The 25,034-nt window shown below is 59.8% G+C and carries 26 protein-coding genes; 9 read left to right on the forward strand and 17 right to left on the reverse strand.

Annotation, left to right across the window (positions count from 1 at the left end):
* The first annotated feature begins 308 nt into the window (after positions 1 to 308).
* Positions 309 to 749, forward strand: a complete 441-nt coding sequence (locus tag PR017_RS24725; protein ID WP_111221550.1) for an RbsD/FucU family protein — start codon at positions 309 to 311, stop codon at positions 747 to 749.
* Here the strand turns inward: PR017_RS24725 and PR017_RS24730 are convergent.
* The 7 genes from PR017_RS24730 to PR017_RS24760 all read right to left on the reverse strand — a co-directional run bounded on the left by PR017_RS24730 (position 746) and on the right by PR017_RS24760 (position 7,720).
* Positions 746 to 1,633 (reverse strand): ribokinase, encoded by an 888-nt coding sequence (locus tag PR017_RS24730; RefSeq protein WP_111221549.1) that lies wholly within the window; start codon positions 1,631 to 1,633, stop codon positions 746 to 748. The two genes, PR017_RS24725 and PR017_RS24730, sit on opposite strands and share 4 nt — an antisense overlap.
* Positions 1,630 to 2,505, reverse strand: a complete 876-nt coding sequence (locus PR017_RS24735; protein ID WP_111221548.1) for a MurR/RpiR family transcriptional regulator — start codon at positions 2,503 to 2,505, stop codon at positions 1,630 to 1,632. Before PR017_RS24735 ends, PR017_RS24730 begins: the two co-directional genes overlap by 4 nt.
* Entirely contained in the window at positions 2,502 to 3,482 is a 981-nt protein-coding gene (locus tag PR017_RS24740) for an ABC transporter permease (protein ID WP_161959366.1), read from the reverse strand. Before PR017_RS24740 ends, PR017_RS24735 begins: the two co-directional genes overlap by 4 nt.
* A 25-nt stretch (positions 3,483 to 3,507) precedes the next feature.
* On the reverse strand, positions 3,508 to 5,031 hold the full coding sequence (locus PR017_RS24745; protein ID WP_111221547.1) for a sugar ABC transporter ATP-binding protein: 1,524 nt from the start codon (positions 5,029 to 5,031) through the stop codon (positions 3,508 to 3,510).
* 70 nt (positions 5,032 to 5,101) lie between these two features.
* Entirely contained in the window at positions 5,102 to 6,166 is a 1,065-nt protein-coding gene (locus PR017_RS24750; RefSeq protein WP_111221546.1) for a sugar ABC transporter substrate-binding protein, read from the reverse strand.
* 55 nt (positions 6,167 to 6,221) lie between these two features.
* Positions 6,222 to 7,202 carry a sugar phosphate isomerase/epimerase family protein gene (locus tag PR017_RS24755; protein WP_161959370.1) on the reverse strand — a complete coding sequence of 327 codons (981 nt, stop codon included), beginning with the start codon at positions 7,200 to 7,202 and terminating at the stop codon, positions 6,222 to 6,224.
* A 275-nt stretch (positions 7,203 to 7,477) separates the two neighbouring features.
* The gene (locus PR017_RS24760) at positions 7,478 to 7,720 is read right to left on the reverse strand and encodes a hypothetical protein (protein ID WP_111221544.1); all 243 of its coding nucleotides are present in this window, start codon (positions 7,718 to 7,720) and stop codon (positions 7,478 to 7,480) included.
* Positions 7,721 to 7,848: 128 nt separating this feature from the next.
* Between PR017_RS24760 and PR017_RS24765 the strand changes: the two genes are divergently transcribed.
* Entirely contained in the window at positions 7,849 to 8,085 is a 237-nt protein-coding gene (locus tag PR017_RS24765; protein ID WP_111221598.1) for a DUF2934 domain-containing protein, read from the forward strand.
* A 64-nt stretch (positions 8,086 to 8,149) separates the two neighbouring features.
* Here PR017_RS24765 and PR017_RS24770 read toward each other — a convergent pair whose 3' ends face one another.
* A complete protein-coding gene (locus PR017_RS24770; protein WP_133255637.1) occupies positions 8,150 to 8,395 on the reverse strand; it encodes a hypothetical protein in 246 nt (81 codons plus the stop codon).
* 160 nt (positions 8,396 to 8,555) lie between these two features.
* Here PR017_RS24770 and PR017_RS24775 point away from each other — a divergent pair, with 160 nt between their 5' ends.
* On the forward strand, positions 8,556 to 9,164 hold the full coding sequence (locus PR017_RS24775; protein WP_111221542.1) for a GNAT family N-acetyltransferase: 609 nt from the start codon (positions 8,556 to 8,558) through the stop codon (positions 9,162 to 9,164).
* Between the two features lie 35 nt (positions 9,165 to 9,199).
* On the opposite strand, the gene PR017_RS24780 is transcribed toward PR017_RS24775, so the two are convergent.
* The 5 genes from PR017_RS24780 to PR017_RS24800 form a co-directional block, all read right to left on the reverse strand.
* Positions 9,200 to 9,634, reverse strand: a complete 435-nt coding sequence (locus tag PR017_RS24780) for a hypothetical protein (protein WP_111221541.1) — start codon at positions 9,632 to 9,634, stop codon at positions 9,200 to 9,202.
* Between the two features lie 44 nt (positions 9,635 to 9,678).
* Complete coding sequence (locus PR017_RS24785; protein ID WP_240539082.1) at positions 9,679 to 10,800, reverse strand: alpha/beta hydrolase; 1,122 nt, start codon at positions 10,798 to 10,800, stop codon at positions 9,679 to 9,681.
* Between the two features lie 98 nt (positions 10,801 to 10,898).
* Positions 10,899 to 13,970, reverse strand: coding sequence for an efflux RND transporter permease subunit (locus tag PR017_RS24790; RefSeq protein ID WP_111221540.1), 3,072 nt, complete (start codon positions 13,968 to 13,970; stop codon positions 10,899 to 10,901).
* The gene (locus PR017_RS24795) at positions 13,967 to 15,046 is read right to left on the reverse strand and encodes an efflux RND transporter periplasmic adaptor subunit (RefSeq protein ID WP_111221539.1); all 1,080 of its coding nucleotides are present in this window, start codon (positions 15,044 to 15,046) and stop codon (positions 13,967 to 13,969) included. Before PR017_RS24795 ends, PR017_RS24790 begins: the two co-directional genes overlap by 4 nt.
* The gene (locus tag PR017_RS24800; protein ID WP_111221538.1) at positions 15,043 to 16,119 is read right to left on the reverse strand and encodes an efflux RND transporter periplasmic adaptor subunit; all 1,077 of its coding nucleotides are present in this window, start codon (positions 16,117 to 16,119) and stop codon (positions 15,043 to 15,045) included. Before PR017_RS24800 ends, PR017_RS24795 begins: the two co-directional genes overlap by 4 nt.
* 108 nt (positions 16,120 to 16,227) lie before the next feature.
* Here PR017_RS24800 and PR017_RS24805 point away from each other — a divergent pair, with 108 nt between their 5' ends.
* From PR017_RS24805 to PR017_RS24825, 5 genes are all read left to right on the forward strand, one after another.
* Positions 16,228 to 16,848: a TetR/AcrR family transcriptional regulator gene (locus PR017_RS24805; RefSeq protein WP_111221537.1), complete on the forward strand. Its 621-nt coding sequence runs from the start codon at positions 16,228 to 16,230 to the stop codon at positions 16,846 to 16,848.
* A 121-nt stretch (positions 16,849 to 16,969) separates the two neighbouring features.
* On the forward strand, positions 16,970 to 18,376 hold the full coding sequence (locus PR017_RS24810; RefSeq protein ID WP_111221536.1) for an efflux transporter outer membrane subunit: 1,407 nt from the start codon (positions 16,970 to 16,972) through the stop codon (positions 18,374 to 18,376).
* A gap of 26 nt (positions 18,377 to 18,402) precedes the next feature.
* Positions 18,403 to 18,873, forward strand: a complete 471-nt coding sequence (locus PR017_RS24815) for a hypothetical protein (protein WP_111221535.1) — start codon at positions 18,403 to 18,405, stop codon at positions 18,871 to 18,873.
* Positions 18,874 to 18,893: 20 nt separating this feature from the next.
* Positions 18,894 to 19,283, forward strand: coding sequence for a hypothetical protein (locus tag PR017_RS24820; RefSeq protein ID WP_111221534.1), 390 nt, complete (start codon positions 18,894 to 18,896; stop codon positions 19,281 to 19,283).
* A complete protein-coding gene (locus PR017_RS24825) occupies positions 19,262 to 19,468 on the forward strand; it encodes a hypothetical protein (protein ID WP_111221533.1) in 207 nt (68 codons plus the stop codon). Before PR017_RS24820 ends, PR017_RS24825 begins: the two co-directional genes overlap by 22 nt.
* Positions 19,469 to 19,536: 68 nt before the next feature.
* Here the strand turns inward: PR017_RS24825 and PR017_RS24830 are convergent, their stop codons facing one another.
* The 4 genes from PR017_RS24830 to PR017_RS24845 form a co-directional block, all read right to left on the reverse strand.
* Complete coding sequence (locus PR017_RS24830) at positions 19,537 to 20,757, reverse strand: AMP-binding enzyme (protein ID WP_111221532.1); 1,221 nt, start codon at positions 20,755 to 20,757, stop codon at positions 19,537 to 19,539.
* A gap of 5 nt (positions 20,758 to 20,762) precedes the next feature.
* A complete protein-coding gene (locus tag PR017_RS24835) occupies positions 20,763 to 22,073 on the reverse strand; it encodes a sensor domain-containing diguanylate cyclase (RefSeq protein ID WP_111221531.1) in 1,311 nt (436 codons plus the stop codon).
* A gap of 12 nt (positions 22,074 to 22,085) precedes the next feature.
* A complete protein-coding gene (locus PR017_RS24840) occupies positions 22,086 to 22,445 on the reverse strand; it encodes a PAS domain-containing protein (RefSeq protein WP_206423208.1) in 360 nt (119 codons plus the stop codon).
* 246 nt (positions 22,446 to 22,691) lie between these two features.
* Positions 22,692 to 24,485 carry a putative bifunctional diguanylate cyclase/phosphodiesterase gene (locus PR017_RS24845; RefSeq protein WP_111221530.1) on the reverse strand — a complete coding sequence of 598 codons (1,794 nt, stop codon included), beginning with the start codon at positions 24,483 to 24,485 and terminating at the stop codon, positions 22,692 to 22,694.
* Positions 24,486 to 24,749: 264 nt separating this feature from the next.
* Here PR017_RS24845 and PR017_RS24850 point away from each other — a divergent pair, with 264 nt between their 5' ends.
* On the forward strand, positions 24,750 to 24,989 hold the full coding sequence (locus PR017_RS24850) for a hypothetical protein (protein WP_111221529.1): 240 nt from the start codon (positions 24,750 to 24,752) through the stop codon (positions 24,987 to 24,989).
* Positions 24,990 to 25,034 lie beyond the last annotated feature (45 nt).

Below are 25,034 nucleotides of genomic sequence, written 5' to 3' on the forward strand. Positions count from 1 at the left end.
CTACCTGCGGTGGCGAGTGCCGGATCGCCGACACCCGCCCCGTGCAGTCTGCCCTGGGAGGCTCAATCACATGGGCAAAACTTCACATGTAAAAATTCGAACTGTAAAGTGTAAAGTTTTGGTGAATTGGGATTCTTGCCTAAATGCCTCTATTGAAAAGGTTCTTTTTCCGATCTTAACCTCATTGCAGGTGCAGGAAAATGGACAACCTGAATTTCACTGCAGTGCACTAAGGCTCCGGATTGCATGCATCACGATTATCGGGTACTTCGTGAAGTCATGGAGAGCTTTTTCGGGAGGGAACAGCCATGCTCAAAGGCATCGATCCGGTCATCAGCGCGGAACTCATCCACGTTTTGATGCTGATGGGTCACGGCGATACGCTTGTCGTCTGCGATATCAACCATCCGGCCCAGACTATCGCACGGCAGACCACCCATGGCCAGTTGCTGAACGTATCGGGATGCGGTCTGGCGCGGGCGACTGAAGCAATTTTGACGCTGATGCCGCTGGATACTTTCGTCGATGCCCCCGTCAAGCGCATGCAGGTGGTCGGCGATCCCGACGGCCAGATGCCGATCTTTCCGGTGATGCAGGCAGTCTTCGATGCGGCGGAAGGGCGGCCTGTCACCGTAGAGGGTTTGGAGCGATTTGCGTTCTACGATGCCGCCAAGCGCGCCTTCGCCATCGTCAGGACGTCCGATCCCGGACCTTATGGCTGCTTTATCCTGACCAAGGGCGTCATCTAGCCCCGCTCGCTCTCGGGCGTCGAGACCAGCAATGCGGCCGCCTCATTGGCGTTACGCAGAGCGATCTGAATGTCATCGTCCGAGGCCATGCCTGCGGCCAGCACGCCGATGAATTCGTCGCCCGCACCGTGGGTGCTCTCGACCTTGATCGGCAGGGCGGCCATGAAAGCCTCCTTGCCATCGGCATCGGCATAGGCAACCCCTGCTCCGCCGGCGGTCACCACTGCCTGCCGGTAGCTTTTCGACAACAGCCGCGCGGCGGCGAGCGCGCCTTCCAGCGTCTCGACGACAGGCACGCCTGCCAGCATTTCCGCCTCGATCCCGTTGACGACGATGACATCGACAAGAGACTGGAGCTCAATCGACAGCGCGCGCGCCGGGGCTGCGTTGAGAAGCACCAGGCCGCCCGCATTCCTGACTGCCCGCGCTGCAGCGACGTTGGCCGCATCCGGCACCTCGTTCTGCAGGACGAGGACAGTGGTCTTTTCCAGCACGCCTGCCGCAGCAGCAATATCGTCATCGCCGAGCGTCAGATTGCTGCCGGAGACGATGACGGCACCGTAGTCGCCGTCGGCGTCGAAGATGGCGACGCTCATGCCGGTGGACAGCGACGCGTTGCGCCGTACGAACCGGGCATCGACCTTCTTGCGCTTGAGGTTGGCAAGCAGCGCATGGCCGAAATCATCATCGGCGACAGCGCCGATCATGGCGGTCGCAACGCCGGTGCGGGCGGCAGACACCGCCTGGTTGCCCCCTTTGCCGCCGCTCTTCGGGTGCCACGACACGCCTGTAATGGTTTCGCCCTTGCGCGGTCGCGCAGGTCCATTGACGGCGATATCGTAATGCAGGCTTCCGAACACGGTAACGAGGGGCGAAGACGTCATAAAGGTCGTTCTTTCCGTTTGGATGTAACTGCGGACATGGTCCGGTCGAGGTTTCGTTCGGCAGCCTGATAATCGCGTTGGGCGACCGACACGAAGATAGCGTCGAGGATATTCAGCTGCGCTATGCGGGCGGCAGCATTTTCGCCCATCAGCGGCGAACCTTGCGCAGTCGAACACAGCACCACGTCTGCGGATTGCGCCAAGGCAGAAGAATTGTAGTTGGTTATGGCAATCGTGCGGGCGCCGTTGCGGCGCGCAAGCTGGATCGCCTCGATCACTGCCGTCGTATTTCCCGAATGGGAAAACCCGATGGCGATATCGCCGTCGCCGAGCAACGATGCCGACATCAGCATCATGTGGCTGTCGTCGAACATATTCGCCCGCACGCCGATCCGCAGGAATTTGTGCGCGACATCGCGGGCAATCTGTGCCGATCCGCCGACGCCGTAGAAATCGCGCTGCCTTGCCCGGTGTATGAGGTCGGAGGCCCGGTCGAACGCCTCCATGTCGAGGATCGACAGTGTTTCCTCAAGCGCGTTGATGGATGTGCGGAACACCTTCTGGACGATTTCCTGCGACGTATCGTCAGCCGACAGCTCCTGATGCATCTCCGCCGTCGGCTGACGGTTGTACTGGCTGACAGCGGTGCGGAAATCGCGGTAGCCTGCAAATCCGAGCTTCTTGGTAATTTTCACCACCATCGCTTCCGAGACGCCTGCATCGTCCGCAATCTGCTTCAGCGACGTGCTGTCGCCGAAGTCACGGAGGGCGAAGACGGTATCGACGACCTTTGCTTCGAGTGGTGTCAGCAGCGGCATCATCATTCGGATGCGTGGGCCAACAGCCTTAGTATCGAAGCTTTCGGTATTCATCCTCGTCCCCTTGTGGCGCGATCGATCATCATTGCGACAAGGATTATAAGGCCAGTGGCGAGCAGTTGATAGAAGGCCTGCACATTCATCAGGGTAAGACCGTTGCGCATCGCGCCGAGGATGATCGCCCCGAGGATCGTTCCGAGCACGCTCCCCTTGCCGCCCATCAGCGAAGCGCCGCCAATGGCAGAGGCCGCAATCGCGTCGAGTTCCCAGAGATTGCCGAGGATCGGTTCCGCAGCGCCGAGGCGGCCGACGAGGATCAGGGCAGCCAGTGCCGCCAGTGCGCCGGAGATGACGTAGGCGGTGATCTTGGTGCGGGCGATGGGGACGCCGGCAACATAGGCTGCTTCCTCATTGCCGCCGACGGCCAGGAGATATTCGCCGATCGGCGTCTTTTTCAACAGGATCCATGCTGCAACTGCCACGACTGCTACGATCCAGACAGGTGTCGGCAAGCCCAGGAGGTTGCCGTTGAACAGGCTGCGGAAGCCGACAGGAATGCCGAGCACGGGATTGCCGCCCGTGTAGATCAGCGCAATCGCCCTGTAGGTGCTGAGCGTACCGAGCGTCACGATGAACGGCTGCAGCCCGACATAAGCGACAAGCACGCCGTTGATGAAACCGCAGACGGCGCCGATGCCGATGCCGGCAAGGATCGCCAGCGGGATCGGAACGCCCGAAAGCAGCATGGTTGCCGATATCACAGCCGCGATGGCAGCCGTCGGCCCCACCGAAAGATCGATGCCGCCGGAGATGATGACCAAAGTCATGCCGAGCGCGAGGCAGGCATTGATGCTGGACTGCTGCAGGATATTGACGAGGTTGCGTTCGGAGATGAAGCCCGGGACGATCGCTGCAAACACTGCCAGAATGACGAACAGTCCGATCAGGGTGCCGGCGTCACGCAGCGAAAAGGAGAAGCGGCCGAAACCGGAGGAAAGCTTTGTCGCATCGGCGGGTGACGTATGACTCATGATGAGCTCCTATACTTTTCAGCGCTCACGCAGCCGGAGCTGACATGGGAGATTGACTGACGCCGGGAATGGCATGGGCGACGATGGCGCTTTCGGACAGATCGGCGCGCTCGATCTCGGCGGCAATCCGCCCCTCGCGCATGACTAGCACCCGGTCGGAGAGACGAATGACTTCTGGCAGCTCGGACGAGACAACGATGATGGAATGACCGTCGGCGGCCAGGGCCTCGATCAGCTGGTAGATTTCCGACTTCGCTCCGACATCGATGCCGCGCGTGGGTTCGTCGAACAACAATATCTGCGATTTGGCCGCCAGCCAGCGCGCAATGATCGCCTTTTGCTGATTGCCGCCGCTGAACAGCCGGATCGGTCGGTCCAACTGGAAAGGCCGCAGGTTGACGCGGCGCAACAAGTCGGTCGCCGTCGTCCGAAGCTTGCCGTTGCGGATGATGCCCGCCTTGGAAAAGCTGCCCAAAGACGCAAGCGCCATGTTGTTGGTCACGGAGCGACCGGGAATGATGCCTTCGCGTTTGCGCTCTTCCGGCACAAGACCGATGCCGGCAGCGATAGCGTCGCGCGGGCTGCGCAGAGGCAGCGGCTTTCCGTCGATCTCGACCGAACCAGAGGTGATACGATCGACGCCGGCGAGCAGGCGCAGCAGTTCGGTGCGTCCGGAGCCGACGAGCCCGGCCACGCCAAGCACTTCGCCCCGGTGCAGGCGAAACGAGGCATCGCCGATCTTCGTCGCCGAAGACAGGTTCTTGGCTTCGAGCTTCACCGTGGTCGTTGCATGCGACACATGCTTTTCCTGCATCAGCTGACGACCGACCATCATGGTGATGACATCCTGGTGGGATGCGGTGCGGATATCGACGCGGCCGACCAGCTTGCCGTCGCGCATGACGCTGGCGCCCTGGCAGATGCGGAAGACCTCGTCCATCTTGTGCGAGACATAGATGATCGAGACGCCGGTCGCGGAAAGACTGGCGATGACCTCGGCGAGCTTTTCGAACTCGCTGGGTGTCAGGCTCGAGGTCGGTTCGTCCATCGCGATGATCTTGGCGCGGTCGAGCAGCGCGCGACCGATCTCGACGATCTGCCGCTGGGCGACCTTCAGCGCGGAAATCGGCGCTGCCGGATCGATAGTCGGGTCGATCATCGCCAGCGCTTCCGCGGCCCTGCGCTCCTGCTCGTACCGTGCGACGAAAATGCCGCCGGCCTTGGTCAGGGGATGGCCGAGGAACATGTTCTGGGCGACGCTGAGATGCGGCACCTGCTGCAGTTCCTGGTGGATCATGGCAATGCCGGCCAGGCGGGCGTCGGAAGGGTTGCGGAAGGATACCGCCTCGCCGTCAACGAACACGCTGCCGCTGGTTGGCCGGAACACGCCGGACAGAATGCGAAGAAGCGTGGATTTTCCGGCGCCGTTTTCCCCGAGAAGCCCGTGGATTTCACCCGGCGGAACATCGAAGGATATGTCCGACAGGGCAAGGACGCCGGGGAACGACTTGGATATGGTTTCAAATCTTAGTCTGGGCGTCTGCGTCATGTCTCGGCACCTCTTGTACTCGGAGACGCCGGCCATTGCTGGCCGGCGTCGGATAACTGGCCGCTGGATGTCAGGGAGCCTTGGCAGCGTCTTCCATCAGGACGGCGCGGATGGCGGTGTCGTCGCCCTGGTAGCGTGCGATGTTGTCCTTGGTGATCAGCGCCTGGGGCGTCGCGACGACGCGGGGAACCTTCTGGCCGGCAACGAGCCGCAGGGCGGTTTCCAGAGCGACTTCGCCGGTCAGAATTGGGAAGCTGTCGACGGTGCCGGTGAGTTCGCCGGCCTTGATGGACTTGTAGGCGTCCGAGATGCCGTCGGTACCGAAGACGGCAACCTTGTCCTGGAGGCCAGCAGACTTGACGGCCTCGACGATGCCGAGCGCCATTCCGTCGTTGTTGGCATAGAAGCCGATCAGATCGGGATGCTGCTGCAGGATATTGGTGGCAGCGTCATAGGACGTCTGGCGATCCCAGTTGCCGGGAACGCTGGCGACGACCTGGAACTTGCCGTTCTGGGTGATCGTCGACTTGAAGCCGTCGGTGCGCTGCACGGCAGCGTAGACGCCGGCCTGGCCTTCGACGATGGCGACCTTGCCACCTTGAGGGCGGTTGGCAATGAACCACTTGGCGACGCGGGCGCCATTGTCACGCTGGACGTTGCCGACATAGTGTTCCGCCTGCGGAATGACAGCATCGTTGACATTGACGACCGGGATCTTGGCGGCGTTTGCCTGCTCGATGACCGGCTGCAGGTTGGCGTCGGTCTGCGGCGATACCAGCAGCACGTTGAAGCCCTGCGTGATCATGCCTTCGGCAATTGTCAGCTGGCCGAGCTGGTCACCTTCGCTCTGGGCTGCCTGGTAGGCGACGGGAACGCCCATCTTTTCGCCGAACTTCTTGTAGCCATCGCCGAGCGAGCGCCAGTATTCGTTGGTCAGCGTCTTGGATACGGCGCCAGCCTTGGTGCCAGCGGCTGGCTTGGGTAGAGGGCCGAGCTTCGCATCGAGCTGCGACCAGTCGATGCGGTCCTTCTCGGTGTCCGAATTCAAGGGCGCCAGTTCCTGTGCCATGGCGGCGCTGAACAGCAAGGTTGCCGCCAAACCGCCGGCAAGCGTGGTTTTCAGAAAAGTCTTCATCGGTTCCTCCCGAATATGAAATGGAAACAGCGGCGTCTGCGCTGCGGAGATCGCGTTATGCTTCCGCGCCGAACATCAATTCCTGGATGACGGCTTGAGCGGAAACAGCATCCTGTCGGTCAATCGCGCCGGACAGGCGATTGTCCTGCTCGAGGCGATCCACAACCTTCAGCATCCGCTGCACGGTCTGGATATTCACCTCGCATTCGTGAACCGGATCGAGCCCGGTCATGTCTGGGAACGTGTCGAAATAGATGGCGCCGTCGTAGCCGTCCTTGCGTATCTGGCGGAGCAGCTCGATGGTCTGCAGCGTATGCACCGCGCCCACCATCAGGCCGTCGTCGCGCTTGGCATAGCCATCGTTGAGGTGCACACCGAGCACGCGGCTGTAGCGGGCGATCAATGCTGCCGCGAAGGCCGGCTGCTCGTCGGCATAGAGCACATGGGCGAAGTCGAGCGTGACGCCGAGGTTTGGCATGTCGACGTCCTTGATCGCCAGCAGCGTCGTCGCGCAATCGGGCATCAGGCTATAGGAACGGGGCTCGTTCGGCTTATACTCGATGCTGATCAGGCAATCCTTGTCATGCTCGCAGACTTCACGAATTCCGTCCAATTCGTATTTCCACAGCGTGGCGTAGTCGGCCTGGAATGCATAGTCGAAACCATCCTGGCCAAGCCAGATAGTCATCAGGTTGCTGCCGGCCTCACGCGTTGCGTCGATGCCTTTTTTGGTCAGTTCGATCGCTTCACGGCGCACCGCAGCGTCAGGATTGGTGAAAGCACCGATCTTGAAAGCCGGGTTGGTATAATAGCGCATGGCAAAGCCATTAATGGAAAGGCCGAGATCATTGATCTTTTTCGCCAGCTCGCGGGGATTTTCCGAAACGTGGTCGGGGTAGTTGAGATCCAGATCCGTCAGGCCCTTCACCTTCGCGGCCCGGGCGACCATCTGCGAAACGGTTGGCTTGCCGGAAAGGTCCGGCCATTCCGCCTGTGGCCGGGAAGCGAATGAATTGAGGCGGGTGGCGAATTTCAATTGGGTCACTGGACTACGCTCGCATCGTTATCGACCGCGCTTACTTCACATATTTATATTTTTTTGTAAAGTTATGAAATGTTGTGCTGTGCAATAAATCGGTTGCGCACCGCCGCGACGCGCATTCTCGAGCTCCGGGAAACAAGCGTGGCCGGGCTGCTGTGCGTCAATTGAAAAAATGCCGGGGACACCTCGTGTCACCCGGCCTCAACCAGTATCGATGCCTTCGTCCGGTCCGGGCAACTTGGCGAATGCAAGCGCCCCGAACCCAGTCGTTAGCCCCTGAACTTACCTTCGTTCATGTCGGCGGGGTCGTAATTCAGGTCCCAGTCTTTCTTCGGCTCGTTGCCATCGGTTGCCTTGTTGACCGTGGCGTCGTCCGAGCCGGTGTGGACACGCGGCTTGGCACTTGCGACACCGTTGTTGTCGCTTGATTTGACGAGCTTGCGGTATTGGCCGGCGGCGTCTTTTTCGATATCGGCAGCCTCGGCTTTGCTTGGGTTGTCCGGGTTGGCCATCTCTTTCCTCCATCGTGATTTACAGCGAGACAGGGCCCCAACCTGTGTTCTGCCCGATGGTTCCCCGGTCTTCCGGGAACAGAAGCCACAGTTCCTGGTTGAGTCGGGACAAGCAGGAGGAGGGCACCATGAACATTGATAGGGATGGATGGATCAGCAAACGGGCCTACTCCCTCTGGGAGGAGGCCGGCAGACCGCACGGCATGGATCACCACAACTGGTGCAGGGCTGTTGCGGAATACGAGCTAATGATGAAAACACGGGCGTCAGCCGACGGAGCAGAGATCCTGCAATTTCGCGCGCGGGCCAGGGACGGACATCCTGGAACCCGGTTCAGACCGCAGCAGAGTGCAACGGGACAATAAAGAAGACACGGGCGGCATTATACGCTTGAAGCCCCATTGGTTGGGGGGCTTACTTCCCTGAAAATCAGTGCATCATGGAGCTCGGTCGGTCGTCTTCCCGGACCATGTCGGCATAGAGAAGCGTGCGAATACGTTCGAGCGCGCGTACCTTGCTGCGCTCCTTGTGCAAGACGTCAGCCGTCACATCGCGCCAGCCTGCGCTGTCTCCCTCGGTCAGGACCCGTCCCCCGGCGTCGAGGAATTCGCAAAATTTCGCTGCCGACACGATGCGGCCGGACAATTCGGCATAACGGTTTGCACGGCGGCTCATGGAGACCTCGATGCTGTGGAAACGCACTGGCGTCCCTGTGTTCACTTCCTATAATGCCACATGGTTTCCATGGGACTTAGCCAAAACTTTGTTCATCATCGATTAAGGTTAATTTTAACGGGCAGCGCATTCTGACCGTACGCGACAAGGAATATGACTGATGGAACTGAAGCCGCCGCTGTCGCCTGGCTACTCGACGGTATTGCCTGGCCAGATTGCAAGCGTCGTCACATGTCTGGAGATGCGCCGGCGCCCGGAACTCAGCGTCCCGGAGCAAGACGGCATGTCATTTCGGCACTGGGAATCGCCGGACCTTGGCGAATATCGCGCACTATACCGAGCGGTCGGCGAAAACTGGCTGTGGGTCTCGCGCCTCGAAATGCCGGACGACGAACTCACGGCAATGCTTGCAGATCGTAATGTCGAGACCTATTACCTCGAAGCCGGCTCGGAGAAAATCGGCTTTCTCGAACTCGACTTTCGCGAATCGGGCCAGTGCGAAATCGTCTATTGCGGGCTTGTGGCCGGCGCTATCGGCCAGGGTGGCGGACGATACCTGATGGCCAATGCGCTTGACGCCGCCTGGTCGAGGGACATCGATCGCCTGTGGCTGCATACCTGCCACTTCGATCATCCATCGGCTTACGCATTTTATTGCAGGTCGGGATTTACCCCGTTCCAATTTATGGTCGAGGTGATCGCCGATCCGCGGCTCTCCGGGACGATCCCGAAAACCGCCGCTCCGCATGTGCCGCTGCTGGAAGCATAAGCGGCCTCGCAATAGCCTCGTGCGGCTTTGCGGCCCTAGAAAGCATCCAGTTCCTTGCGACACTCCGCAGCGAACTCTTCGAGGACGTTCATATGACCGCTGCGAGCAAGAAGACGGAGCTCTGACAGGCTCCTGTTCGGCGTCATATACTCGCCGACGATGGCGTCCATGACTCGCTCGCCGGCATCGGTCACAGCCTTCGACGCCACAAGGTGCATGCGAGCGAGGATGGCGTAGATCATGACGATATCGCCGATATCGTCCTTCTCGTGACTGAGGGCATCGCCATACAATCTGGCCGCCTCCGACAGGAATCCTTCGAACAGCGCCTCACGGCGGGAGCGATTTGCCTCGCGCCGTTTCTCCTTCACCTGCGATGACAAGGTGATCCAGGACGTGGTGAATGACGTGACAGCACCCACCAATGCACCTGCCAGGCCGAAAAAAGCCGAAACATAAGCAGCGTCCACGACAAGCTCCCTGTCCTTAAACTCGGTGTCTTACCGCACCGCCATCACTTCGGCGTTACGACACTCGATGCGAGCTTGAACGGGCTCGATACTGCAAAGCCTGCCGCGTCGAAGACGAATGCACCGACACGCGCAGCCGATGGCTTTCTGTCGAGCATTTCCAGCTGTCTGCCGAACCGGGCAAGCGATGCGAACCTGTCATGTCCCACACCGTCTGTGGCCTTCAGGGAGCTCAGGTCGACAACCCGGATGTCGTTCTTGACGGCCTCCTGCTGAATGATCGGATCGTTGATATCCAGCCGTCCGATCCGCGGTCGCTCGGCGCCGAGAAGGCTGGATACCGCAAGGGCGCGGTCGTCCTTCGAAATCAAAAGGGTGAGCGGAGAAGGCAGTTTGCCGATTTCCTTCATCTGCGACTTGAAGACGTCGAGGTCGATGTCAGGCGAGGCAAGCACCACCTGCAACTTGGCGATGACGTCCTCGCGATGTTCGAGCTTCAATTGGCGCACAACCTCCATGACGAGAAAGCCGCCCATGCTGTGGCCGAAAAGAACGATGCGCTTGACTTTTTTTGCCGATGAAAGAGCGGTGACGACAGTTTCGAGATCATGCCGGGAATAGAGCACTGCGTCCTTGTCAGCCACATATCCGACGACCGATGCCTGCGACGGCCAAGAGAACATGATGGGACTGTCGAGCCCTGAATCGGTAATCATTTGCGCTTCCCGATAAAGCGCTTCCTGGAAAGAATTGTTGTAGCCATGAACATAGACTTCGACACTTCCGTCGCTGCCGACGGAGCGAGCCGCAGCGGCGGTGAAATCGCCCTCGGACAGGTCTTGTCGCTTGGTTACGACGAATTGCTTTTGCGGATCGGGGCGATCCGTGGGGTATTCGATCGCCGAGACCTTATGGGCTGGGGGCACCGACATCTCATAGCTCTGATAGGCGACGGTCTCGGACCAGTTGACCCCGTAACCCTTGGAAGGCCCGAGAGCGTTGCGGTTTGTGGCAGTCAACAGAACGATGCGTTTTTGCGGGAGATTGGTCAGCCGTGCTGGGTCGAGAACGGCGGCCGATGGCCGGGATGCACAGCCGGATAGGCCGACCGCCATCACGACCGTCAATTGTATCAGATGGCGGTACGATCTGTCTGCAAGCATCATGGAGGCACGGCCCTTGTTGGCGCGACACCGCTCTAGACGGCATCATTCGTGAGATAGGCGAGCGCCGACGAAAACACCAGCGCTCGCAGATACATCGGTTACCCGGCGGCCGGCTCGTGCCTGGCAGGGTCCTCTTCTCGACGAATGCGGAACCAGGCCACATAGAGTGCCGGCAGGAAAAGCAGGGTGAGTACGGTACCCACCACGATGCCGCCCATCATGGCATAAGCCATCGGTCCCCAGAAGATCTCGCGGGAGATCGGAATGAGCGCCAGGGTGGCCGCCGCCGCCGTCAACATGATCGGCCGCATCCGATGTTCGGTCGCCTCGATGACGGCAAACCACGGAGGCCGTCCTTCGCTTCTGAGATGTTCGATTTGCACCACCAGGATGACCGAGTTACGGATCAGGATGCCTATCAGCGCCAATATGCCGAGGATCGCCACGAAGCCCATGGGCGAGTTGCTGATCAGCAGCGCCGATGCCACGCCGATCAATGCGGTCGGAGCGACAGCGAACACCAGGAACAGCCGGCTGAAACTCTGGAGCTGGAGCATGAGGATAGTAGCCATTGCAAAGATCATGATAGGGCCAACCGCGACGATCGGTCCCTGTGACTTTGCACTGCTCTCGACAGAGCCGCCATCCGCCACAGTATAGCCAGGAGGGAGCGCCTTGCGGAATTCATCGACCTTGCCTTGAAGTTCCGTGACAATTGTTGCGGGTTGCGTCGGACCGGTTACGGCGGCCTTGATGGTGACCGTCGGTATACGGTTGCGTCTCCAGATTTCAGGCTGCTCAAGCTCATAGTGGAAGTTGGCAACGGCCGACAGTGGCACGGAGTTGCCGCTTGTTCCCGGTAACTGGAGATTTTTCAATGCCTCGATCGAGCCTCGATCGGAACCCTGAGCCCTCCCGACCACGTTGATCAGATAGATGTCGTCCCTGATCTGCGTTGCCGAGGATCCCTGGACGATACTGTTGAGCACGTTGGCGATGTCGGCAGACGTCACGCCCAATTGGCGGGCCTTGTCTTGCAGCACATCGACCTTCACCACCCGCGACGGTTCGTTCCAGTCGTAGGTCATATTGGTAAGAAGGGGATTCTCGCCGACAATGCCTGCCAACTGATGAGAGTAATCCCGCAGTTTTTGAATGTCCGGACCGCTGATACGATATTGTACAGGCTTGCCGACAGGAGGGCCGATGTCGAGCAGTTTGACGAAGGCATCGGTCCCGGGAAATGTCTTGTTGAGATAGTCCTGCAGCTTGGACCTCACCTGATCGCGGACGGCGATGCTTTTGGTGACGATGACCATCTGGCCGAAAGATACGTCGGGCGTCTGGACGTCGAAAGACAGGATAAATCGCGGTGCGCCTCCGCCGACGTAAGTCGTCCAATGAGCAATATCGCTATTGTTGGAGAGCTCTTCCTTTTCGAATTGCGCCATCTGCCTGTTCGTTTCGGCAATCGAGCTGTTGTGCGGCAGGTTCCAGTCAACGACAAGTTCAGGCCGGTCCGAGGACGGAAAGAACTGCTGCTGCACAATTCCCATGCCGCCGACGGCAAGCCCGAAAGCCGCAATGGTCACTATGATGGTGATCCAGCGGAAACGCATGCAGAGCCTCAGAGCCCACGAGAACGCGCTTGCAACGCGCCCTTTCTTCTCATGGTGGGACTTCATCGTCTTGGGGAGGAGCGTTACGCCCAGGAGCGGCGTGAACACCACGGCCACGACCCAGGAGACAACCAGCGAAACTGCGATGACGACGAACAGCGTGAATGTGAACTCACCTGCAGCACTGCTGTTCAAGCCGACGGGGATGAAGCCCGAGACAGTCACGAGCGTCCCGGTGAGCATCGGGAACGCCGTGGAGGTGTAGACATACGTCGCTGCCGTCTTGAGATCGTCACCAACCTCCAGTCTCGCGACCATCATTTCGACCGCAATCATGGCGTCATCGACCAGCAGCCCGAGCGCGATGATCAGTGCGCCGAGCGATATCCGCTGCAGCGAGATGCCTGAATAGCTCATCACACAAAAAGTGATCGCAAGAACCAGAGGTATGGAGATCGCCACGACCAGCCCGGCACGGGCGCCGAGGCTTACGAAGCTGATGACAAGGACAATGGCGATTGCTTCAAACAGAGCCCGGGTGAAGCCTGACACGGCTTCATCCACGACGGCGGGCTGATCCGAAACGCGCGCGACGTCAACACCGATTGGCAGGTCTGCGATGATGGCTTCCATCTTCTGATCGAGGCCCTTGCCGAACTCCAGAAGATTGGCGCCGCTGCGCATCCCTATAGAAAGTCCGATAGCTGGCTTGCCATTGTAACGGAACAACGAAGTCGGCGGGTCGATGTAACCGCGCCTGATCGTCGCGACGTCCGAAAGCGGGAAGAAGCGGTTGTTGACGCGAAGATTGATCGCTTTGAGGCTTTCCTCCGACGTGAACTGGCCACCTACGCGCAACGCGATCCGCTCGGGGCCGGCATCGACGAAGCCGGACTGCGTGACCGCATTCTGATTGGAAAGCGTGTCGATGATCGACTGGCGATCTATGCCCAAGGCGGCGATCTTGCGGGTCGAAAATTCGAGATAGACGACCTCGTCCTGCGCTCCGTCAATGTTGACTTTCCCGACGTTCGGGACTGTCAGTATCTTGGAGCGGGCATTCTCCACGAGGTCGCGCAACTGCCGCTGGGTCAAGCCGTCCGCAGTGAACGCGAAGATGTTGCCGTAGACGTCGCCGAATGAATCGTTGAAGGTCGGACCTACGACGCCGGACGGAAAGTCACCGCTGATATCAGCGATCAGATTGCGAACCCGTACCCAGGTCGCGGGCACATCCTTGGCCTTGGTAGTGTCGAGAAGATCGACGAAGACAGTGCTCTGCCCGGCCGTGGTCTCGCTGCGCGTGACGTCGAGCGCCCCCAACTCCTCAAGTTTCTTCTCAATGCGGTCGGTGACCTGGCGGCTCATTTCGTCGGCCGATGCACCCGGCCATTGGGCCTGGATGATCATCGTCTTGATCGTGAAGTTCGGATCTTCCTCGCGGCCAAGGCCGATATAGGAGAAAACCCCGGCGATGCCGAATACGATCATGAAGTACCAGACGAGCGAACGGTGCTCGAGCGCCCAGTCGGAAAGATTGAATTTTTTCACGGATTTTCACCTTGATCGACCCGGACAGCCTGGCCGTCGCTCAGTTTACGCACTCCGGCGACGACAACGCGTTCGCCAGGATTAATGCCTCCCGTGACCTTCACGGAACCGCCGTCCACGACTGGTCCGTCAAGTGTCACCGGATGAAGGGAGACCTTGGCCGCAGCCGTATCGACGAGCCAGACATTCGGCTTGTCGTCCTTCAGCAGGATGGCAGAGGACGGCAGCACGATGAACGGATTGGAAGGCATGGTCGCCGACGCAGTGATCACCGAGCCGATGCGAAATGCCTCGGGCGGGTCGATCAGCGTGATTTTCGTGCGGCTGGTGCGGGTCAGCGATTCTGCCTCCGGGGCGATCTCGCGGATCACCCCTTTGGCGACCACCGTCGGATCGAGCTGCAGCGCGACATCGAAGGGCGCGCCGACATGCAGCTTGTCGAAGTTCGCCTCCGGAACGTCGATCACCGCATCGCGCTGGTCGGGACGGGCAATCGTCACCACGCTCGATCCCGCCGATACGACCTGGCCGACTTCGGCCGAGGTTGCGGTGACCACGCCATCGAACTCAGCGAGCAGCTTTGCGTAGCTAAGCTGCTCCAGCGCCTTGTCTAGGTTGGCCTGCGCCTTGCCGACGTCTGCAATCGCGCTCTTGTGGGCCTGCACCGCCTGCTCGAGCGAGGCTTCACTTCCCGACTTCGAGGCCGCGAGAGCTCGCTGTCGCTCTTCGCTGGAAGCCGCGTTGACAAGCTCCGCCTGGCTGTTTGCCAGATCGGATTGCGAGCTTCTGACCGCAAGTTCAAGCGACAACGGATCGATGGCTGCAACGACATCGCCCTTCTTGACGATATCGCCGACACTGACATTGCGTGCGATGACGCGCCCGAGCACCCGAAACGCCAGCTGCGTCTCGAATCGCGCATCGACCGTTCCTGGCAACGAAAGCGAGGACGCTTCGGATGGCTTGGCAATGATGGAAAGGACCGGACGGATAGGTTCCTTGTGGGCCTCCTCCTTCTGGCACGAGGTCAGCACGACCAGTCCGAGAACGGGTAGGACGAAATGACGAAAACTCATTCGGTGGCTCCCTTTCCGTAGGAAACAGTCTGGCCGGGATGCAGGAACTTGGTGCCATCGGCAACGATGATGTCGCCAGCCGCGACGCCCTTGCTGACGCCAAATTTGCCGGTCCCGTAGGTAGAGACGTCGATGGGATGAATGGAAACCTTGGACGATGCCGGATCGACGATCCAGACGGCCGTATGGCCTTCTTTCGAAGCCATCGCAGACCAGGGAAGTTCGATGGCCTGCTGCGTCTCGGAGCGGAATGTTCCGGCGACGGCAGCCCCAAGAGGCATGCTTGCCGATTGATCGAGACCAACCTTGACCTTGATCGTCCCGGTGGTGGTATCGATTGTCGGCGAGATCTCGCGCACCGAAGCTTCCACATGACGGGTCGGATCGGACAACTGGGTGATTGTCACCTTGTCGACGAGCTTGTTCTGGAGGAACAGGGACTCGTAAACGTTGAAGACCGCATCGCGAGGCCCGTCATGGGCAAGCGTGAAGATTGCCGATGCTGCCTGCGCGACCTGACCAACTTCGGCGTCCCGAGCAGTGATGACCCCGTCGGCGTCTGCACGCAGTTCCGTATAGGAAAGCGCATCCTGCGATGTCTCGAGCGAGGCCTGCGCCGATTTCGTCGTCCCCTGAGCCGTCAGCAGCGTCTCTTGCGCCTGGTCCAACGACGCCTTGGTCGTTACCTGCGTCTTGAACAGGTTCTGCTGTCGCTCGAATGCCAAGCGCGCCTGCGTTTCCGAGGCCTGCGCAGATTCAAGCGTGGCCTTTGCCACGGCCAGATCGGCTTTCTGCTCGGCGGGATCAATCCTTGCCAGAACCTGCCCAGCCTTGACGACCGAACCGACGTCGACGAGCCGCTCGATAATCTGTCCGCTCACCCGGAACGAAAGGTCGCTCTGGACGCGGGCATCGATCTCGCCGGTAATGGAATTGCTCGCGGCGACTGGCGCGGTTGAAGCGACGACCGTCTCCACCAGCTTCGGCTTGGCCTCGCTGGTCTGCTGCTTGTCGCAGGAGCACAACACGGCGGCAGCCGAAGCCAGCAGCGCGATGCTAAAAACGCTTTTCATGAAGTGGCCTCTTGTTATCAGTGTCTGCTTGATATAATTGACTAACCCAACAGTCAATGGATTTTTCAGCAAATTTCCACGGATAGTTAAGCAGAAAGAACATATGAAATGGCTAATGAAGTAAAAATAACCCGTGCCGAGCAAAAAGCCCGGAGGCCCAAGCAAATTCTCGATGCTGCTTTCGAAGAGTTTGTCGAACGTGGCTATGTTGCCACGCGGGTTGAAGACATTGCGGAACGCGTCGGCGTAACGAAGGGGACGATATACGTCTACTTCGAGACCAAGGAGGAGTTGTTCTCCGCCATGATCAACCACATATCCACGCCTTTCGAAGATATACTGGCAAGCGGCAGGAAGCTTGAGGGAAACTGTGAAAACCGTCTGCGGACGCTGATCGAGACCCTCTACGATGACTTTCTCGGAAACCGGCGGATGCGGGAACTCCTGCGCTTTGTGATTGCAGAGGGCACGCGCTTTCCCCACGTAATCGACGAGAACCACAGGCTGTTCATCGAACCGCTGATAAGCTTCGCCCAGTCCATCATCGATGAGGGCCAGCGCAACGGTGAGTTCAAGACCGGACCCGGCTTGACGGCCGAAGTCGTGATGTCTCCCATCATGCTAGCCATGGTTTTTAGACTTATCTTTAACGATCGACGCGAGTTCGACAGGGACACCTCTATCGCTGCGCATTTCGACATGATTTTCAACGGATTGTTGCCCCGCTAACCCGCACGCCAGAGGCACGGGCGAAAAATGGCAACGCGCCCGCCCTTGCCGGAACCGGCCAAACTCTATACTCGAGAGTCGAACCGAACGGTTCGGTTCGATCAATTCGTGAGATAGCTTCATGATTTTTGCCCGCGCGGCGTCGCCCGCTCTTCTCCTCCTTCTCGCCGGCTGTGTTAGCGGTCCCGATCACAAGCCGCCGGTGATGCCCCTGCCGGCTACTTTCTCGGAAGGTAGCAAGAAGGCCAACGAAGACATCGCCGGCCGCCAGTGGTGGACGGCCTATCACGATAAGAAGCTCGAGAGCCTTGTCGCCGCCGGCCTCGCCCAGAACGTATCGATCCTGTCGTCGATCGAGGCCACGGTCGCCGCCGAAGGCGACGTCACCGTTGCCGGTGCAGGCGCCCTGCCCAGCCTTTCGGCCGACGGGTCGAACACGACCAGCGGCGAAAAAGGCAAGCTGCGCACAAAACTGGCAACCACCAACTCGACTGCTGGCGACCTGACCGCATCCTGGCTGCTTGATCTCTTCGGCCAGTATCGCCGCGCCCGCGAAGGGGCACTCGACTCGCTCGACGCCGCCTATGCCACTGTCGACGTCACGCGGCTGACCTATCTCCAGGATCTGGTGACAAGCTATATCAACGCCCGCTATTATCAGGCGCGCATTTCCATCGCTGCCGATAGTCTCGCCTCCCGCCGCAAGACGCTGGAACTGACGAAATTCCAGATGGTTGCCGGTGCCGCGTCGCGTCTCGACGTGGTGCAGGCCGAAGGCCTCGTCAATTCGACGCTCTCGGAAGCGCCGGGCCTCGAAATCAGCTACCGGCAGCAGGTCCATCATATCGCGACATTGCTGAACATGCCTCCGGCAACCGTCATTGCCGACATGCGCAGCGGGGGCAGACAACCGGTCTTCCGCGGCAGTGTCGCCACCGGCGTTCCCGCCGACCTCATCCGCAATCGCCCAGACATCCGCAAGGATGAACGGGACCTCGCAGCAGCAACCGCCCAGATCGGCGTCGCCGAAGCCAAGCTCTATCCGAGCATTTCGCTCAGCGGCTCGATTTCGCCCTCCTACGTCAAATCAAGCGGCTCGCATGGCAGCCTGACCTCATGGTCTTTCGGGCCGACGCTCAATCTTCCGATCCTCGACGGCGGTTCGTTACGCGCCAACGTCAAGATCGCTGAATCCAATGCCCGGGCCGACTATCTGACATGGAAATCCACGGTGCTGAATGCCGTCGAAGACGTGGAGAATGCGCTTTCGGCTGTCCGCCGCGATGCACAGACAATCTCGGCCCTGCGTGCCCAGGTCAATTCTTACCAGGAAGCCCTGCAACTCTCGACCGATAGCTACAAGGACGGCGCGTCTTCCCTGTTGAACGTCATCGACGCCCAGCTTTCGCTTGCGACCGCCCAGGAAAGCCTGGCTGCCGCAATCCAGCAGAGCGCCGCCGACTACGTATCTTTGAACGTGGCGATCGGCTCGGGATATGCGGGTACCGACAAGGGACCGCGGACATAGACGGGCCGCTTTTGCAGGAGCCAACCATGACCGAACTGGACCAAGGAACCGTGCTTGACGTCGCTATCGGACTTGACCGGATGACCGCGCTGGTCGCCGGCGTCGTCTGTGATACCATCCCGTCGGCTTTCTCGGACGACAAGTTCACATTTGTCGAACTCAGCGTGCTCCGCCACCTCGTCATCTCCGGTCCGACGACCTTTGATGCGTTGAAGAGAAAGGCGTCAGTCACGGACGAGTTACTGACGGAAGTCATGTGGTCGCTGTGCGACGGGGGCAGCATTGCCGATGAGGACGGCCGGCTTTCGCTCACCGAAAAGGGAGCCGACAACCTGCGCCGGCTGCAGGCCTCCACCACGAGCGCCTATGTCGATGCCCTCCAGGATGTCCCGCCCGATCTCCTGAGGGGCTTGGCGAAATCGCTGGGAGAAGTGCTGCGGCATGTGCCCGCCCATCCTACGGCAAACGCGTCTGCCTGCGACCAACCCGGCTGTTAAGACCTGCAAAGGACCAACCGATGGCAACCACCAAGTGCGCACTGCGGCGCAATAACAGGGCAGCGTCGACTACCGGGAAGCGCGGGTCGGCGCGGATCCTCGTCGGCACCGTGATTGTCGCTGTCGTGGCCGGTGTCTTGCTCCCGGCACCGATCATGCAGGGCGTCCTGAAGAAAGCTGCGGCATTGACGGATGTTCTTCTGACGAAAGTGATGTGGTCGCTATGGGTCGGCGGAAGCATAGCCTCGGGCGACCACAGTTCTTTCGTCAGTGACAAAGCTATCGATCAACGCCTGTTTCTGCGGGTTTCCGTCGAAGCGCTCAACGGGCGCAATCGGCCGCTCGCAAGCAGTCCCACACGCATCCAGATTTTGGAAAGGACGATCATATGGATACCGACAAGGGCGTGAAGCCCGAAAATAAGAAACGAAGATCGACATGGTTCGTTGCGGGCACTTTGATGGTGGCGTCTGCCGCCATCGGATGGTGGCTGGCAGAACCGGCGTCGGACGAAAACTCCTCCTCGCAGATCCTCGCCACCGCACCACCCGCCGACACCGCTGCATCAGGCACGCAGGCCGCGACCAATCCATGAATGTACCACTGGATCGATGCCAAAGGCGCGACCTCGCGAGAGAAGGGCCTTCCTCTCGGCAACCGGCCTCAGTCCCGCCAATCCGCCGCCTTGCCGAATTCATTGACGGGCAGCGTGGTACCAAACGTCCAGATGCGAGGGCGTTCCACTTCCGAAAGCCGCTGCCTGCACCACGTATCGAGATCGGATGAAAGTTCCTCCTCGGCGCCGGTTGAAACGGGGACGACGAACGCTTTCAAACGAGCGCCGGCCGGCATCGGCGCAAGGCGCACCGAGGCCGCTTTGACCTTGGGATGCTGCTCCAGCACGGCGGCAATTCGCTGCGGCCAGACATTTATCCCACCGATCTGAACGCCTCCATCGCGCCTGCTGCCGACGGTAAACTCCCGGTCGGTTATCATCTCGACGGTATCGGGAACATCATGGACCGCTCCGTCCGGACCGCGCAGCCTCACGCCCGCAGCGACTTCCCCGCGGCCATTTTCGAAACTCCAGTGCGGCATCAAGGTGTATCGGTCGGATGGATGCCGGCGCCAACCGATCCCCGCCGTCTCGCTCGATCCGTAGAGTTCGGTCATGCCGCCAAGCCCGCGATCGATCAAGGACGTCATCAGCGGAGCGGGGCATGGCGCGGTAGACACGACACCTTCGACGTCGACGGCCCAGGTGGAGATCGTGCGATTGATCGCCGCCCACCTATCGGGGAAGGAGACGACAAGGTCTCCCGGCAAAAGCCCGTTGTTCAGATATCGTGGCGAGCAGGTCGCGCCGGAAACGACATCCACAGCAAGCCGGTCGGCGAGGAAGGCGGTCAGCAGGCAACCGTAGATGTGATGCGGGGGCGCGAGCGCGATGATGCGGCGGCGGGAGGTGAAAAGGTCGGCGAGAAATCCGGCCTCCCCGATCAGCGCTGCAGCGTCATGGAAACATCTTTTCGATACGCCCGTCGAGCCCGATGTCAGGAATGTCATCTTCGAAACACCGCACGCCCAAGCCGCCTCGATGGCATCGAGCCAATCGCCGAAAGTGGCCATTGCGGCCGGATCGGGATCGCTCTCGCTCTCGTATAGGTGAAACATCTCGTTGATGGCGGCTCCCACCGTCATCATTTCCAGCGAATCCAGTCCGAGGCCCGCCTGGCCATCCCGCCGCAATGACAGTTCGTCGGACCATGACCCGCCATCGGACGCTATGACGCTGCCTGCACCGCTCGACCGTTCCCTCGCGTTCTTCAACTCAGCCTCGATCAGGCTTTGCAAAACGCGGGCAGTGGCAGTGCGGCTGAGCATGTGGATCAGGCTACCACGATTTTCACAGGCGCAGATTCGGTCCGGTTGCGACCCCCGCGCTTTGCCCTGTAAAGCGCACCGTCCGCAGCAGCGAGCAGTGCCGCCGCACTGCCGACAGACAGGGGGCCTGCTGCACAGCCAAAGCTCGCCGTAACCTTGAGCCGCGCTTCTCCGACTTTCACCGGCACAGAGGAAATCGCGATCCGGACGCGCTCGGCGATCTCGACCGATTTTTCCAGAGACGTGTCGGGCAGGAGTATGGTGAATTCTTCGCCACCGATGCGGGCAAACGTGTCGCCGGGCCGCATCATTGCCTGGCATGCGTCTGCTACCGAGCGCAGCACGTCATCGCCGACGCTGTGGCCGTAGCTGTCGTTAATCAGCTTGAAGTGGTCTATGTCGAACATGAGGATGGCGAACGGCCGTCCGGAGCCCCGACTGAGCACATACTCTTTCTCGGCAGCTTCGAAGAAGGCGCCGCGGTTGTAGGCGCCGGTCAGGTGGTCGGTTCGCAACAGGCGCTTGAGTTCCAGCATATCCGTGTCACGGCGCTCTACCTTGCGCATGATGACGGTGTATCCCTGGATCGAAGCGTCGCTGTCACCCGTTTTGTCGGCGCATACGGCGATGAGGCTCTGGCACCAGTAGCGCTCGCCATCGCGTCGCAGGCCCCAGCCTTCGTCGATGTGCCAGCCGTCCCTTCGCGCGTGCTCCAGGCGACGGTCCATGTAGGCTCCCTGCCCGCCGGGCTGCGGCTCGACCAGATCGCCAATCGGCATCCCCTCCAACTCGAACGCGTCGAAACCGGTCTGCTCCAGAAGGGTGGAATTTACCGCACCGATCACGCCATCCGTACCGAGCGACGCCACGCCGAAATCCTTGACGCCCTCGAGCAGCGATCCGAACCATGTCTCTGCTTCCCTTAGCCGTCGCTCCTGACGGACCTGAAGCGAAACATCGGTCAGCGTCACGACATAACGCTCGTCCTTCAGCTTGACGATGGTGCAGTTCAGGATGCGTTGCTCGTCGGGCTTATCGGCAGCTATTGGCCCGGCGTAAATGCGGTGGTTCTCGCAGATCGTTCCGCGCCTGGCGGTAAAATCCTGGATCAGCGAGCGCAGTTCTGGGGCCGTGTTTTCGAATACCGTCAGCAAGTTTGTCATGATGCCGTCTGTCGCCAGCGGCATGACGAGCTTCATGGCGAGTGGGTTCATCAGGTTTATCGCGCCGTCGCGGGCCATGTCGACAAGCCCGACGGGACATGCGTAGACGAATTGCAGAAGCTTTTCGTACTCGATCTCTTGCGACTGTTCCATGACGGTGCCCGATCAGCGCAGTATAAGAATGTATCTCAGCGCAAAATCCGTCCCTTTCAGCAGGCGAAGCCGAACGGGGGTCGGACGCATACGCAATGTCAGGACATAAGGAATGACATCGTCGATCTGATCTTCGTCCTCGAAACGCTGCGCGACCAGAAAATTATTCATGCACTGGGCAATTTCATCGAAATATTCTGAACCCATGACAGTTTCCCGACGAAGTCCGGCAAGAGACGATTCCGTCGCGTTGTAGCGTTCGACGACACCGTCCGCATTGAGGCCGACCACCCCGAATGCAAGGCTGTCGAACGTCGTGTCATCCATCTTTTCCAGATCCAGCCCGGAAATACCTTCGAACGAAGTCGTCACCCTTGATCCCCACTCTGTCAAATTCGCCCGGCCGAAGCCAGCGCGCTGAGATTAGCAGAACCTCCAAGGTGGTGGAATATGGCAAATTGGCAAGGAGTGAAAACACAAACACTTAGCGACCCTGCCACCTGGCGATCGCGTTCCGCGACGAGCCGGGCACCCTGCAGGCATCGCTCCACAACCATGGCGAAAACACCAGCACGGCGTCGCGCCATCCATAGGGGCACCGAACTTCCAGGACTTGCCCTATGCCGGCTGGCGGGCGTTTCCGGTGGCGGCAGCCAGGCTCTTCTGCTGCGAATCATGCCAGCGTTCGAACTCGCGAGGCTTCAACGGCTTTGCAAAGAGATAGCCCTGCGCCTCGTCGCAATGGATGGCGGCAAGAATGTCACGGGCTTCCCTGGTTTCCACGCCCTCTGCGACGACGCGGTAGCCGAGGTCGTGGCTAAGGGAAATCATCGATCGCACGAGGTTGCGTTCGCGCGTTCCGTCTTCCAGGGTTTTGATGAAGGACTGGTCGATCTTGACGACGGTTGCCGGCAGCAGCTGGAGATAGGACAAGCTGCTGTAGCCTGTGCCGAAATCATCGATGGAGAGGCGGATGCCGGCTTCCGCCAGCGAGCGCAGCTTGTCCATAGCCTTCGCGGCGTCCTTCATGATCGAGCTCTCGGTCACCTCCAGCTCCAGCATCTCAACCGGAATTTCGTGGCGAAGCAGAGCAAGGACGACCTGCTCGGCAAAGTCTTCCTCTTCCAGATTGGCTGCAGAGACGTTGACGGAAAGCGGCATGTTAAGGCCATTGTCCTTCCATGCCCGTGTCTGGCGAAGAGCGGCATCGAGAACCCAGGCCGTCATCTTCCGCACATGCGGCGAATGCTCGATGATCGCCACAAACTCGCCGGGCGAGACAGCGCCAAAGTCCGGGTGGCGCCAGCGCAACAGCACTTCGGCTGCCACGCAGCGGCCGCTTGCCAGATCCATGCGTGGCTGAAAGACGACCGATAACTGATCGTTAGATTCCAGCGCCAGTCCAAAATCCTCCAGCAGCCTGAAGGCACGCTCGTGCTTGGCATGGCTGGAGGCTGAAAAAAGGCTGACGCGCGTTTCTGTGCCGCGTGCGTCCTGAGCGGCGCTGTTCAATTCCTGCAGAAGCTCGGCCGGGCTGATTTTCCGGGCGATAAAAGGCGCAACGCCCATCACCGGCGTCATCATGAACCGCAGGCTCAATCCGGCTTCGATCTGCGTCAGCATCGTGCCGAGCCTGGCCAGATATTTCTGCTTGCGAACACCTTTGGGCGCAACGAAGGCAAATTGCGTTGACGACACGTGATAGGTGGTTTTTCCGTTGCCGAGCGACGATCGGATAATCCGTCCGGCTTCCCGGATACAGGTGTCGACATGGGCCGGACCCATCACCCGGGCGAGCGTATCGATTTGGGTGCTATCGGCAAGATCGACGAGAACAGCAAAGCGTTGAAGCCCGCTGGCATCGTCCAGCACGAGGTCGGAAAGGTCGTCGAAGAATTGCATCCGGTTCGGCAGGCCGCTGATCGGGTCGATCCGGCCGATGGAATGCTGCAGTTCGATTTGCGACATGACCATCGCGGCAAGGTCCTGCAAGCCCGAAAGCTCTTCCTCCGTTGCGGTGCGTGGCTCCGTTCCGAGCACGCAGAGGGCTCCGAGCCCATGCCCCTCGCGTGTTATCAACGGGGCGCCGGCATAGAAGCGGATGCCGCTCCTGCCAAGAACGCTTTCCCGATAGCAGTCGTCCTCTGCCATATCCGGAATGACCAGCAGGTCCCTGCTTTCTGCCACTTGCGCACACGGCGCGCGTTCCCGGGGAATGGAGTTGTGATCGACACCGATGCGCGACTTGAACCATTGGCGATCCACATCCGTCAGCGAGACGGCAGCAATCGGAAGGTTGAATATCTGGCTGGCCATTCGCGTGATGCGATCAAAGTTTTCGCTGGCTGGCGTATCGAGAAGCCCGAGATTGTATAGCGCCTCGAGGCGCTCGTGCTCTGCTGAATTTATCATATGAAATCGATTCAAGTTGACGTTCTAATGCGTCTATTCACAAGGTAACACTTGTCAATTATCAATTACAGAAGAAAGCATATCTTATTTTAACAATGTGCCAGATAAGACATTCTTTCGGTGCTTCCCGCGCCTTTTATAGTCTGTCGACCCCTGCTCCTAGCTGTCGGCACCGGAGCCATCTATTGCTTGCTGCTGAGACAGACGCTTTTGCTTTGGCGACAAGGCTGCTAGAGGGGCGCTTTTTGAAGCAAGGAAAACAATATGAAAATGCTGGTTCGCCTGATCCTCGTGATTGTCATCGCACTGGTCGCGACCGTCGGGTTTCGCTGGTATCGATATGTCACCAACAGCGACAGCCCGTATGATGAAGTCGGCATCACCCTCAATTCCTCCATGCCCGGCCCGATCAATGCTTGGGGCTGTGACCGCCTGAAGACGACGTTTGCCAACAACCTCCCCCCATACGGCTGCGCTTCTGCAGACGGCAAGAGCTGGAAGTAGGCTCGACTCTTTCGGACAACTTTTGCACCGCGGTCACTCTTACAA

Origin of the sequence: Rhizobium tumorigenes, assembly GCF_003240565.2 — a bacterium.
Lineage (GTDB): Bacteria > Pseudomonadota > Alphaproteobacteria > Rhizobiales > Rhizobiaceae > Rhizobium > Rhizobium tumorigenes.